Origin of the sequence: Streptomyces yaizuensis (assembly GCF_034961445.1) — a bacterium.
Taxonomy (GTDB): Bacteria; Actinomycetota; Actinomycetes; order Streptomycetales; family Streptomycetaceae; genus Streptomyces; species Streptomyces yaizuensis.
Map to the genome: position 1 here is coordinate 47705 of NZ_LC735415.1, position 12363 is coordinate 60067.

Consider the following 12363-nt stretch of genomic DNA (forward strand, 5'->3'; position numbering starts at 1 on the left):
CGACGTGACCGAGCAGACCACCACCATCACCGACCAGACCGGCTGCGACGCCGACAGCCCGGAGCTGTCCGGCGTCGACCTCGCCCGGGTCGCTCTGCAGCAGGCCCGCCTCGCCGCGCGGAACAGCGGCGGCGAGGCCCGCGCCCCGCGCCGGCGCCGGGCGACGGCCGTGAAGCGGGACGGGCGGGAGCCCTCCGGATTCGCCGCCGTGCTCGCAGGCCTGATGGCCGACCGGGCCTGGGAGCTCCCAGCCGCCGGCGGCAGCGTCCTGGACCAGTGGCCCGACATCGCCGGAGCCGTCGCCCCGCAGCTGCCCCACCACGTCACGGCCGTCGCGTTCCACCCGGAGACCGGACAGCTCGACCTGCGCCCGGACTCCCCGGCCTACGCCACCCAGCTCCGCTTGATCACCGCGCGGATCGTCGCCACGGCCAACAGCACGGTCGGCACGGACGCGGTCCGCACGGTGCGGGTCCTGCCCCCGGGGGCCGCGCCCGCGTCCCGGACCGCGTCGGAGGCCCCGGCCGCCGCGCCGGACGCTTCGCAGGCGCCGGTGAAGACGCGCGAGATGGGATCGGCCGGCTTCCACCAGGCGCTCGCCGCGCACCAGGCCGTCGTGCCTCCGAGCCGTGTCGACCCGTCGATCGCGGAGGCGGTGGAGCGGCAGACCGCCGCGATGCGCGCGCTCAGCCGCCGGGCGTTCCCCGAGACGGAGGCGGCGGCCGACGATGCGCCGGCCCCGATCGAGCAGGCCCGTACCGAGCGCCGCCGCCAGGCCGACGCCTCCCACGCCGCCGCGGTGCGCCGGGCCCGTGCGGAGCGCGCGGCGAGGGAGGCCGGGACGGCGGCCGTGGTCCCGCAGCCGACACTGCTGGGCAGGACCGCGTGAGGAGAGGCGGCCTCGAGGCGTCACCGAGGCAACCGCCTGTGACACCAATGCCTCTGATGGCAACATGAGTTGGGAGGAAAGGCGGGGATTCGGTGCGCGGCGACAGGCGGCAGATTCAGACGGCAGTGCTTGGCAGCGTGGATTCCGACGAGCCTTTGATGCTGCCGCTGGAAGCGATCGAACTGGACGTCTTCCGACGTCGGCACGATGGTGACACGTTCTGGTGCGGGCTCCTGCTCGGGGGCTGCGGCCTCCAGCTGACCACGAAGCTCTACACCGACCGGGTCTGCCATTTCGCCCACCATCGCGGCCCCGAGGGGCACCTCCATGTGTGCGGCCGCCGTGCCCGAGGCGTCTCCAGCGCCGACCATCTGTACGTGAAGTCCGCCGCCAGCGCCTGGCTCCGGGAACGCGGCATGCCAGCTGGTTTCGAGTTCGCTCAGCCGGACGGGGCACCGATCGGCTCGGTGGTGGACATCCAGATGGAGCGCAGGGGACTGCGGGTGCACTTGGACCAGGCCGTGGCGCCCGTGTGGGACGAGGAGCGCGAGCCGGTGCTGGGCGTGTCCGTTCCGGTGGACCGGGACACTCTGATCCGGCGCTGGTACGTGCACCGCATCCGCTTGGACAGCGAGGGCACGGCCCGCGTGGTCAGGATCGGCACCGAGGCGTTCGCGCGGCCCACCGAGTGGTTCGGCCTCGAGGACTGCGAGGTAACGGAGCGGGGCCTGACGACGCCGGCCGTGCAGCGAATCGTTGCGTCCCACAGCGCACCTGCACCACGCTGGACGCCGGGCAAGGCCAAGAAGGAGCCGACCGTGAACGCCCAGGCGCGGGCGCTGCTGAGTCAACTGGACGATGCCCGCAGCCTCGGTCTCGTGCTCGCCGCAACACGGCTCTGCAGCGAAATCGCGGCTCTGCCCGAGGTGGACCGAGAGGCACAGGAACGGCTGGACGCCGCCTTGAAGACGACGAAGGGCTGGCTGGAGGAACAGGTAGAGCTGCGCCGGTCTCTCTACGCCCAGCTGGACCAAGCGGTGATGGCCCAGGACACCCAGCAGGTGCGCACGCTCTACGCCCACGTCAACGCCAAGGCTGCTCATGACCGCACCGAAGAGGAGGACGCCATCGTGAGCAGGGCCGCGGACCACTTCGCTGACCAGGCGCGCGCCACCCATGAAAGCATCTTGGCGAAAGTCACTGCCGAGAGAGCAGCCGCGGATGCCATCACCCGCGTCGGGAACATCCTCAAAAGCCTGAACCAGGGCCGCTACAGGAACATGCGCGACCAGGTGGAGACTCTCGTTCGCTACGGAGAGGTCGCCGGCGACCGGGTCACGGTCCAACAAGGGCGCCAGATTGAGATATGGAAGCAACGGGCCGGCCTCAGCCCCGGGGAAGAGCCGACGGAGCCGTTGGACGACGACGGGACTCAGCAGCTCAAGCGCAAAAGGCCGCTCTACCGGCAAGTGGCACGTCGGCACTGGATCAAACGCAGTTGTCCGCGCTGCCTCGCAGGTCGCGGGGCGGACTGCGTGATCGCCGATGGAACAGGCAACGGTGAACTGCGCTACGTGCCGCACGACGAACGCCTGCAGCCGATCCTGGATCAACGAAAAGCTCGACTGCCGCGTCGGAAATGACCGCGTAGGTGTAGTAACACACGGCCGGTCCGGGCAGCGAAGCCGTCAGGTTTGCTGCTGCGCTCCGGAAGCCGTCAACGACGATGCTTCGGCGGCGCTCGTTTAGGTGATCACCGGCCTGATCACCGCCACGACGACGGAGGCCGTCGCCAGACTCAGCATCGTGCCTGACCCGAACGCTCCCGATCTTGCTTCCGAGGGCTCGCCTGCCGTGGCAGGGCCGACGACGACTGTCACCGGCCCCGCCCGCTTCTCACTCGTGCGGTGGGTGCTCGCCCCGCGTACGACATGGCAGGCGCGGCGCTTGGCCGCTGACTTCGGCGAGGGGATGGACGCCCGGACCGCGTGGGTGATGGCACGCCTGGCCCGCCATCCGGATGAGCACAGCTACGCCGTGAGCCACCTGGACGACGACAGCCGGGCTAAGGACTGAGCACAGCTCAGGTGCCAGCCTTCGGCTCGTGGAGTTCCGCCTGCCCGGTTCTCTTGCCGGGCACGGACTCGCCGTCGGTGGACCACAAGGCGCGCGCCAGGAAGTACAGGGCGACCATCCCGGCGTAGATGAAACCGCCCCAGCCCACGATCAGCACGAAGACGTTGGCGTCGCCGCGCGCGGAGCTGTAGGCGACGCCCTGCCCGGTGGTGAACAACCACGGGAACCAGGCCGATCGGACGAAGCCCGGGTCGGCGTAGCGGCCGCCGCCCCGGCGCCACGCCATCAACGGGACCGAGGCGAAGCCGACACTGGCCAGGCAGTACATGAGCGCGAAGAAGTCGTTGGCGATGAACCGGTGGCCGTTGGTGATCCCGAGGTAGGCGACCCCGGGCAGGAAGAACGCGGCCGGCACCGCGAAGCCCAGCACCTCGCCACGGCTTCGAACCTTCGCCACGCTCTCCCCCTGCTGCTGTCGACGTCGTCATGGGCACCGTACCGGCCGCGCCCGGCTACTCGCGGCGCGCGAGCTCCTCGGCGGTGGGCACGTGGCGGGTGACGTGTGGCTGGCCGCTGTAGTCGACGGTGATCGTGTGCCGCAGGACGTCGTCGTCGGCGTCGTAGAAGATCTGCTCGATCTCCAGGCAGGCCCGGTCGGTGGAGATCCCGAAGTCGTGGGCCTCCTGCTCGTTCACCCGCCGGGCCCGGGTGCCGGTGACCATCCGCACCGTCCCGGCCGGCGCGCCCGGCGGCAGTTCGACAGCCCCCAGTTGCGCCCGTGTCGACCACGTCTGTGACTCGCTATGGTCCGCCATGGTCGCCACCGTAGCGAGCCCGGCCGCCCAGCGGTGCGATCTCTCGGCAACTCGGTCCGCCACCTATGTGTCTCACACGGCGTTTTCGCAGGTGGAGGCGGTGCGCGATGAGGCTGTGAGGTGTGAGCCAGGGCCTGCGGCGGACCCTTCGAGCCGTCCACTTCCCGCCCGATCAGTGAATCCGATCGGGTTAAAAAAGTGGGTTAAAGACTAGGGTAAACAATGCTAGGGTGAGGGCACGAGAGGAGATCGACATGGCATCCGAAGAGGAGCTGTTCGCGAACATCGACGCGCTGCTGGAGGAGGAGCCGCAGCTCCCGCCCCCGGCGGAGCGCGCCCGCCTTCGCGAGGCCGCCGGCATCACCCAGGCCCGCCTCGCGACCGCGCTGAAGTCGACCGTGCAGACGGTCAAGAACTACGAGAACGGCCGCTCCGAGCCGAAGTCGCCGCGCCTGGAGGCGTACCAGCGGCTCCTCAAGGGATGGGCGGCGAAGTACCCCGCCCACGCTGCTCCCGCCGCCCCGGCCCCGGCCGTCGCGCCTCAGCCCGAGGTGCCGCAGACGTTCACCCGCGTGCCCACCGTGGAGCAGGACGAGGCGGAGCCCGACATCGGTGTTGCGGTGAAGCCGGTACCCGAGCGTCCTGCCCGTCCGGCCGCGCGCCCGGCGACGTCGTCCCGGCGTCCGGCGGCGAAGAGGGCCGCGAAGCCCGCGGTCGACCCGCGCTTCCCGCACGGTCCGCTGGCCGTCCTGGACGGTGACGGCTCCGCGTACGCAGCGGGCGGCGTCGTGCTGGACTGCCCGGCGACCACCGTCCCGGAGCTGGTGGAGTGGACGCTGCGCGAGTCCGGTCTCGGCGCCGCCAAGCTCAACCGGTACGGCAAGGACAGCGACCCGCTGATCGTCCTCACCGCCGCGGCCGCCGTGAAGCTCGGGCTGCCCGAGCGCCTGGAGGGCCACGAGCAGCGCCGCTCCCTGCGCCTGCCGGAGGACCACCCGGTCGTCAAGCAGGTCGCGAAGGCGAAGTGGCAGCTCACCCAGCGGGGCTTCGGGCCGTGGGCGAGGATCTACCGCAAGGCGCAGGGCCGCGACCGGCAGTGCGTGCAGCTGGCGATCCTGTCGTGGGACGCCCTCGATGAGCGGTCCTGGCCCGGCGTCGCGGAGATGGAGCCGGCCGACATCGCCCGCGTCCTCGGCGTGTACGCCCAGCGGGTCATCACCCCGCGCGGCTCCACCGCCGTCTCCGGCCTGGAGCTGATGACCGCGCTGCGCCCGCCCACCAAGGCCGTGCAGGACCCGGCCACCGGCAACTGGGTCTCCGGCTACAACGCGGGCAGCCTCGGCACCGACCCGATGGACCCGGCGCCGCCGGAGGCCACCCCGGAGCACCCCGTCGTCGTCAGCAGCGGTTGGAAGGGCGGGTTCCTCAACGAGGAGGCGTACCAGTGGGTGCGGGACGTAGACACGCTCTCGGATGAGGAGTGCACCCTGCCGTACGCGGTCGGCCTCGACCTGAACACAGCGTTCCTCGCCGCCGCGGCCCGCCTGGTCGTCGGCCTCAGCGCGCCCGACCACTTCCACGCCCCGAAGTTCAACCCCAAGATCCCCGGGAGCTGGCTGGCCGACCTGTCCCACATCGAGCTGGACCCGCGCCTGCCCAGCCCGTTCACGCCGGACGGCTCCCGCCCGACGGGCCCGGCCTGGTACCAGACGCACACCCTCGCCTACGCCCAGGAGCTCGGGCACGACGTGCACCCGATCGAGGCGTACCTGCGCCGCGAGACCGGCGCGTACCTCGACCCGTGGCACGACCGCCTCAAGAACGCCTACGTCGACACCCTCGCCGACATGGGCGTCACCCGGGACCTGTCCGACACCGAGTTCCTGGCGGCGATGGAGCACCACAAGGAGAAGGACCCGGGCCTGGCCGCCGTCCTCTCCGCGATCAAGGCCACGGTGAAGGGGGGCGTCGGCAAGCTCCGCGAGCGCCCCCAGGGCAAGCACTACAAGGAGGGCGAGACGTGGCCGGCCCTCGCACGGCCGACGTGGCGCCCTGACATCCGGGCCGCCGTCATCAGCAAGGCCCGGGTCAACATGCACCGCAAGCTCCGCAACATGGCGGACATGACCGGCCTCTACCCGCTGGCCGTGCTGTCCGACTGCGTCGTCTACCCGAGCCCGGGGACCTCCCCGCTCGACTTCCTCCCGTACGCCGCGTCCGGCAAGCCGCAGCCCGGCGGATTCCGCCTCGGGCCCACGCCCGGCCTGGCGAAGCTGGAGGGCGTCCAGCAGATGCTGTGGGCGGTCGACCTCATGGAGAAGGGCCTCAACCCGGCCCGCCACATCAAGGGCGGCGACGCCGTCCTGGACGAAGGGGAGTAGCCGGTGGGGGAGATCGAGGACGCGATCGAGCGGGCCGACCGCGAGGCGTTCACCAAGGACCCGCCCAAGACGTTGAAGGGCCAGATCGGGTTCCTGCTCAAGCAGTTCGGCAGCGCGAAGGCCGTCGCCCAGGAGCTCGGGGTCACCGCCGACTCCGTCAACAGGTACCGGCGCGGCGCCCGCAAGCACGCCCGCGCCGACGTCGCCGCGAAGATCGACGACGCGGTGAAGGCCCGCTGGCAGCCGCTGGTGCGCAAGCGCCGGCAGAAGCAGGCCGCCGCCACGGGCGGGATCACGGTGGAGACGAGGGCCCGGTTCGGCTACACGTCGTCCGCCGGATCGACCGACGACGGACGGTTTCGCCGCCTCACCGTGCACCTCCCCGCGACGTACGCGCAGCAGCTGTTCGACGCCCGCGACGCGGGGGCCAGCGACCAGCAGATGCGCGGAATCATCGCCGAAGGGTTTAAGGAGGTCTATTTCCAGGACGGCGGCGGTCGCGCTATGGGACTGTCGGACGTAGAAATCAACGACATCGATTACCTCGATCTGGATTACTGACTAGGAGCGAAAAGCGTGACCGCTGATTTTCCGCCCATCGACCGCGACAAGAGCCCGCTGTTCGACGCCGACCACGACCCGGTCCGGGTCGCCGACGCGCTGCGCCGCAGCCCGCACTTCGCGGCCGCGGACGCCGACCCGGGCGGCGACACGGTGTGGTTCACCACCGAGGCCGGCATCAACTACACGCTGACCTTCAAGGAGGCGGAGCCCACCGAGGACGACCTGCTGCCCGAGCCGGTGCTCACCGAGGCCATCGCCGCGGCGATCCTCAACCACCCCGGCTTCACCGTCGCGGACGCGGACTCGCCGCGCGAGGACACCATCACCATCCAGTCCCGCAACCAGGTGCGCCACCTCCTGGTCCTGGACGTCGACCGCGGCAACGCCCTCGCCCCGGAGGACCTGTCCACCCCGGCCGTCGACGTCGCCTTCGCCGCCGACAAGCTGCTCACCAGCGACCCGAGCGACTCCGAGCGCGCCACGGCCGAACTCCTCAACTACGTGGCCGCCACCTGGGACAAGCAGGACCTGCCGCTGCGCGAGCACGCCCAGGCCGTCGCCCGCACCCTGACCCGGTAAGAGGGGATCCGCCCATGACCGCATCCACGGCCACCCGGCGCGCGTACGGTGAGGGGAGGACCCGCCGGGAGGACACGATGAGCGCCCAGCCCGACCACGCACCCGTCACCGCCTACGCCCCCGCGCCCGGGGCGCCGGCCGAACTCCTCGCCCAGCTGCGCGCCGACAAGCGCGCGGACCGCTGGGTGCCGGCCTTCGAGCGCGACTGGACCGCCGCCCTCGAGGAATCCCGCCGCACGTTCTCCCTGGCCGGGCTCTACGAGGTCGTCCAGGACTGGCAGGGCCGCCTCGCGCACGCCCCGGCCGTCGACGCGTTCGTCGCCTCCGGCTACGACGACAGCGACGCCGTCGACCTGGCGGAGCTCCGCCGACGTCGCGGGTGAGCCCGTCGCCGTACGCGGTCCGCGTCTCCGCACCGGCCGCCAAGGTCCTCGACGCGCTGCCCGAGCACGCGGTGGACACCGTGTGGGACATCCTCACCGCGGCCGCCGACGATCCGTTCGGCTTCCGGCAGTTCGACACCGACGACGACGAGGGCGAGGACGTCCGCTACGCGGCCGTCGGCCAGCTCTCCGTCACCTACTGGATCAACCGGCCCCTGCACAGCCTGACCGTCCTGAACATCGTCTGGCTCGGGTAGCCACCCCTGGCAACGGCCCGGCCCCGGCATTGCAGCTGCCGGGGCCGGGCCGTTGCGCATCGTAGCCACCGCCGTATCCACCCGTTGCCACCCGGCGGCAACGCGTATCCGCCCGGCAGTTGTCACCAGGCGCCGCGCGGCCGGTCGGCACCGAGCCGCACCTCGCGCCGGCACTCCGGGCACTCCGGCAGCCCCTCCACCCGGCGCGGCCGGTCGCCCTTCGCCCAGCTGAACCCGCACAGCGCCGTGTTCGAGTGGCGCTGGACCTGGTCGTCGTCGGAGGCGTGTGAGCCGTAGCCCGGCACCAGCCAGGTGAACGTCGCCTCCCCGTCGTACGGACCGCCCTCGGGCCACTCGTAAACCGGCTCGGTGGTCGTGCAGCGCATCCGCAGGTCAGGCCCCTGCCACTTATCGCCGTAGACGATCTCCGCAGCGGCGTCGGCCGCGTCCGCGAGGCGCTCGAAGGACAGGTCGTAGTCGTCCATGTGCTCCCACGAGCCCGGCTTCTGCGTCTCGCGCATCAACGAGCGGAACATCAGCAGCAGCCGGGCCAGGTCGTGGTGATGGACGCGCACCGTCCGGGTGTCGTGGTCGAAGCCGTAGGTCGGGTCGTACGGCGGCCTGTTCGGCATCGGTCCTCGTTCGCTCGGCGGTCAGCGGCCACGGCGGCCGGGTGCTCAACGACCCGGGCCCGCCGGGGCCACGCCTGCTTCCGCCGTCCGTGCGCCGGCCGCCCGCGGCTCAGGCCGGCGGCGGCGTGGCGCCGGGCAGCTCCCCGGCGAACTCCCACCACTGCTCGATGGTCCACACGGCGACGCTGGATCGGTCGGTGGACATCCGCAGCCAGACCTCCTCGCCGCCGGGCAGGAGCGCCACCTCCAGGTGCGCCTCCTCCCACGTGCCCACCGGGTACATCCACTCCAGGCCGTCGTTCGGCCAGGTCCGCATCGCCACCGTGCGCACGCTCAGCGCCGCGGCGAAGGCGTCCAGCGCCGCCTTGGGTATCCGCACCTCCGCCGACTCTCGCTCGATCCCCGCCACCGGGCCCCCTTCGCCTCGTGCGGCGGGCCCGCGCCCGCCGTCGCGGATCAGCGTGACAGACCCGCCCCGAGCCCGGTGTCACGCTGTGAGGCTGGCAGGCTCATAGGGCGTTTCCCCAGGTGGACGGGGTGAACTGTGAGGCTGTGAGGGTGTGAGACGGAGCTCGCGCCCCGTGCTCCCGCACGCCCTGGTGGTGCCCGCCGGCGCGGAGGACGATGGAGTCGTGGGCGAGGACAACGAGGACAACGAGGACCAGGAGCACGGCGTCGACCCGGCGCGGCCGCCGCTGAGCGAGGCCCGCGCCCAGGAGCTGACGGCCGGGCTGCGCGAGGCGATGGACGACGTCCGGCGCTCCGTGGCGGTCCTCGCCGCCCGGGTCCGCGACGCGCACACCGCCCGCGTCTGGGTGCCGCTCGGGCACAGCAGCTGGGAGTCGTACTGCCGGGCGGAGTTCGGCATCAGCCGCGCCCAGGCGTACCGGCTCCTCGATGTCGCCCGCGCGCTCGCCGCGATCCACGACGCCGTCGCCGCCGGCCCCGAGACGTCTCGCACGCGAGACAGCGACCCAGGCGCCGCGGCCGCGCTCGACTACGGGCTGTCCCAGCGGGCCCTGATCGCCGTCTCCGGCCGTACGGAAGCCGTCGCGGAGATCATCACCCGCCGACTCGCCGCGCTCGCCCACAGCGGCCTCCAGGCCCTCGACACGGCCACGGTGCGCGCCGTGGTCCGCCAGGCCGTGCGCGACGTCCGCACCGCGCCGCCCCCGGCGCCCGCCGAACCGCCGGCGGACCCGGCCGTCACCGCGCTGCGCGCCGTCGTCGACGACCTCGCCGCCAGCAGCCACGCGATCGGGGAGCTGATGCTCGAAGTCGCCCCCGCGTACCTCTCCGACACTGAGGCCGCCGACGTCCTGGCGCTCCTGTGCGAGCAGATCGGCGAGCCCCTCGACCACGGCCTCGCTGCCCGCCGCTACGCCCTGACCGGTGACCGCCGGGCCCTGGCTGGGACGGTGCTGTAGTCGGTGCTGCCCGTGGTCCTGGTCGTGCTCGCGGTCTGCTGTACGGCGAGGGTCCGGGGGCAGCGCAGCATTTGCATGGGCCCGCGGGACAAGGGTGCTGCTCGTACAGCAGGCCGGCGCGCTCGCGCAGCGGCGGCCTGCTGCTGTAACGAGCCGATGGCAGCAGCGGCGGATCGGCGAGCCGCGGCTTGTTCCAGAAATCTGGAACGGTCCGGTTCACCTGGTGCTACCGGCTCGGGGCGACCCCGGCCGGGAACGACGACGGCGCCCTCCCGGTGGGGTGGGCGCCGTGGCAGTGGCGGGGCAGGAGCTGCGGACTACCCGGCCAGTCGCAGTGAGGGCTGGACATCCTCGAGGGTGACGTCTTCGCCACCGTCGGGGTCCGGGTCGAAGTCGGTGCCGGTGCGGCCGTCACGTACGCGGGGCGGGCGGATGTCACCGACGGGGAAGTTGATGGGCCACACGTGGGTGTCCGGGGCCTTGAGGTGGTTGGTCATGTGGGCGAGGGACTCGTAGCCGGCCAGCAGCGGGTGGATGAGCAGCGTGCCCTTGCGCTGGCGTTCGCTGATGATGCCCTTGTCGCGCAGCTGGCTGATGGCTCGGGAGACGGCGGACTGCGACAGCCCGAGGCGCTCGGCAAGCTCCTGCTGACGGATGTGGACCAGGCCGCCGGGCTCCTGGCGCGCGGTGAGCACGTCGAAGATGTCGCGCGCTGTGGCCGACAGGCAGGCGTTGGGAAGGACCTCGAACAGCTGCGGGTTGTGGAATCCAGGGATCGTGCTGCTCATCGCGAGGTCTCCTTCTTCCCGACCGTCGGAATCTCGATCTGGTGCTCCAGCAGAACGTTCTGCAGCGACACGACCAGCTCCCGGTGGTGGTCACTGCCCCACCCGTAAGCGTAGAGCGGATTCAGTCGGTACAGCCCGCGCTTCTCCTTCCACGTGAAGTTGTGGCGGGAGAGCTCCCCGATGGCCTTGCTGACCTTGGTCTGCGAGCAGCAGAAGTGCTCGCCCAGCTTCGCCTGGGTCGTCTTCACCAGGGCCTGCCGGTCGTGGTGCGTGACCAGGTAGTCCAGCACGTCCCGGGCCACCGTGGTGAGCCGGAACTTCCACAGGTTCGCCTGCAACACGTCCGAGACGCTGGAGTGGTTCGTCCCGTAGAAGGCGTAGGGCCGGCGCTTGCGGTCGTAGGTGAACGTCCCGCCCTTGGACAGCTCCTTGAACTTGTTGAGCAGGGCGGCAGCCGATTCGAGGCCGTTGACGTCGTCCCGCTCCGGGGCCGGAACGGGAGCCAGCGGCGGCGTCCGCGACGGCGCCGGTGCACTGCTTCTCAAGCGCTGAGCCACTGACTTCCCTCCATGATCATTGAGGCGCATAACATACCTCATGAGTGATGTTATGCGCGAGATCCATTCACGGTCGGCGTGTCCCTAGCCAGGGACGATCTAGTCGGCTAGGCCGCATACATCTCGGGCTCCACGACCACGATCTATGCGTGCGGGGGAATAGAACTTCCGCGTTTGCGCAGGTCACGGTTCCGCGCCTATCTGATCTTTAGAGGCCCGCCCCCTACGGCCCGCGCCGCTCCCTCCAGCCGCTCCATGCAGCGGCGAGACTCGCGACCAGGCGGGGAGGCCGCGGATCCATCCGTCGGCGGCCCGCCAGCTGCCGCGCGTCGGGCCCCCGGACGGGGCTGAGGCGGCTTCGCGTGCGGCTCCGTGCGTCGGGTGCGGACCGTAGGCGGCACCAGCGGAGCTGCGTCTCGGGTTGTACCGGCCGTGACGCTCAAAAGCATGGAGGCGTGGCCGGTGCCGGTGGTGGGCTCCGCCGTACGGCCTGGCGGCCGAACGGCTCATGTACCTCCGCACGCCGAATTCCGGCATTCCCATATCGGGCTTCCGTTCTGTGGCTAAGCTATTCGAGGCCGCGCAATCCTGAATTCAGCCGGTGAGTTTATGGGCGGGCTTAGGGGTGGTGCAGCCAGGACCCAAACGCTACACACTCGCGCCGCGTGATGCATCACGCGGGTTGCGCGTTCGCTCGCTCGGGTGATGCATGTACGTAATCCGCCCCGCAGTGGTGGGTTGACGTGTAAGCTGACGGGGTATTCGTGAACGTGAGCGGCCAGTTTCGAGGGTGGGGGAGTGGTCAGGGTGGAGCGCAGCGGAGCCCGTCACTGCGGTGGGGCCGGCGCCCGATCGGGCCGACGGTCCGTCACTCTCGTTGCGGGGGTGGTAGGCAGGAACCCCAAGCCCTACACAGGCCCGCGCGTGATGCACCTCCCCTCGTAGCCAGCCCCGGTGATCGCGCTTGCGCGATCACCTCCAATTCGCGCTTGCGCGAATTGCATTCTGTCCGGAA

General features: G+C 71.2%; 15 protein-coding genes. 9 read left to right on the forward strand and 6 right to left on the reverse strand.

The window, feature by feature from the left end:
* Nucleotides 1-4: 4 nt before the first annotated feature.
* From SYYSPA8_RS37990 to SYYSPA8_RS38000, 3 genes are all read left to right on the forward strand, one after another.
* Nucleotides 5-889, forward strand: a complete 885-nt coding sequence (locus tag SYYSPA8_RS37990; RefSeq protein WP_323452061.1) for a DciA family protein — start codon at nt 5-7, stop codon at nt 887-889.
* 92 nt (nt 890-981) lie between these two features.
* Entirely contained in the window at nt 982-2532 is a 1551-nt protein-coding gene (locus tag SYYSPA8_RS37995; protein ID WP_323452062.1) for a hypothetical protein, read from the forward strand.
* A 106-nt stretch (nt 2533-2638) separates the two neighbouring features.
* Nucleotides 2639-2965: a hypothetical protein gene (locus SYYSPA8_RS38000; RefSeq protein WP_323452063.1), complete on the forward strand. Its 327-nt coding sequence runs from the start codon at nt 2639-2641 to the stop codon at nt 2963-2965.
* 7 nt (nt 2966-2972) lie between these two features.
* Here the strand turns inward: SYYSPA8_RS38000 and SYYSPA8_RS38005 are convergent, their stop codons facing one another.
* Nucleotides 2973-3422, reverse strand: coding sequence for a hypothetical protein (locus tag SYYSPA8_RS38005; protein WP_323452064.1), 450 nt, complete (start codon nt 3420-3422; stop codon nt 2973-2975).
* A gap of 55 nt (nt 3423-3477) precedes the next feature.
* Entirely contained in the window at nt 3478-3780 is a 303-nt protein-coding gene (locus SYYSPA8_RS38010; protein ID WP_323452065.1) for a hypothetical protein, read from the reverse strand.
* A 254-nt stretch (nt 3781-4034) separates the two neighbouring features.
* On the opposite strand from SYYSPA8_RS38010, the gene tap reads away from it, so the two are divergent.
* From tap to SYYSPA8_RS38035, 5 genes are all read left to right on the forward strand, one after another.
* Nucleotides 4035-6161 (forward strand): telomere-associated protein Tap, encoded by a 2127-nt coding sequence (gene tap, locus SYYSPA8_RS38015; RefSeq protein WP_323452066.1) that lies wholly within the window; start codon nt 4035-4037, stop codon nt 6159-6161.
* A gap of 3 nt (nt 6162-6164) precedes the next feature.
* The gene (gene tpg, locus SYYSPA8_RS38020) at nt 6165-6722 is read left to right on the forward strand and encodes a telomere-protecting terminal protein Tpg (RefSeq protein ID WP_323452067.1); all 558 of its coding nucleotides are present in this window, start codon (nt 6165-6167) and stop codon (nt 6720-6722) included.
* Nucleotides 6723-6737: 15 nt separating this feature from the next.
* Nucleotides 6738-7304 carry a hypothetical protein gene (locus tag SYYSPA8_RS38025; protein ID WP_323452068.1) on the forward strand — a complete coding sequence of 189 codons (567 nt, stop codon included), beginning with the start codon at nt 6738-6740 and terminating at the stop codon, nt 7302-7304.
* Between the two features lie 77 nt (nt 7305-7381).
* Nucleotides 7382-7687, forward strand: coding sequence for a DUF6247 family protein (locus tag SYYSPA8_RS38030; protein ID WP_323452077.1), 306 nt, complete (start codon nt 7382-7384; stop codon nt 7685-7687).
* Entirely contained in the window at nt 7684-7944 is a 261-nt protein-coding gene (locus SYYSPA8_RS38035) for a hypothetical protein (protein WP_323452069.1), read from the forward strand. Before SYYSPA8_RS38030 ends, SYYSPA8_RS38035 begins: the two co-directional genes overlap by 4 nt.
* Before the next feature lie 122 nt (nt 7945-8066).
* On the opposite strand, the gene SYYSPA8_RS38040 is transcribed toward SYYSPA8_RS38035, so the two are convergent.
* Complete coding sequence (locus SYYSPA8_RS38040; protein ID WP_323452070.1) at nt 8067-8576, reverse strand: hypothetical protein; 510 nt, start codon at nt 8574-8576, stop codon at nt 8067-8069.
* Nucleotides 8577-8685: 109 nt separating this feature from the next.
* The gene (locus SYYSPA8_RS38045) at nt 8686-8985 is read right to left on the reverse strand and encodes a hypothetical protein (protein ID WP_323452071.1); all 300 of its coding nucleotides are present in this window, start codon (nt 8983-8985) and stop codon (nt 8686-8688) included.
* A gap of 172 nt (nt 8986-9157) precedes the next feature.
* On the opposite strand from SYYSPA8_RS38045, the gene SYYSPA8_RS38050 reads away from it, so the two are divergent.
* Entirely contained in the window at nt 9158-10003 is an 846-nt protein-coding gene (locus SYYSPA8_RS38050; RefSeq protein ID WP_323452072.1) for a hypothetical protein, read from the forward strand.
* 317 nt (nt 10004-10320) lie between these two features.
* Here the strand turns inward: SYYSPA8_RS38050 and SYYSPA8_RS38055 are convergent, their stop codons facing one another.
* Complete coding sequence (locus SYYSPA8_RS38055) at nt 10321-10791, reverse strand: helix-turn-helix transcriptional regulator (RefSeq protein ID WP_323452073.1); 471 nt, start codon at nt 10789-10791, stop codon at nt 10321-10323.
* Nucleotides 10788-11336 (reverse strand): hypothetical protein, encoded by a 549-nt coding sequence (locus tag SYYSPA8_RS38060; RefSeq protein WP_323452074.1) that lies wholly within the window; start codon nt 11334-11336, stop codon nt 10788-10790. The genes SYYSPA8_RS38055 and SYYSPA8_RS38060 overlap by 4 nt, the downstream gene beginning before the upstream one ends.
* Between the last annotated feature and the right edge of the window lie 1027 nt (nt 11337-12363).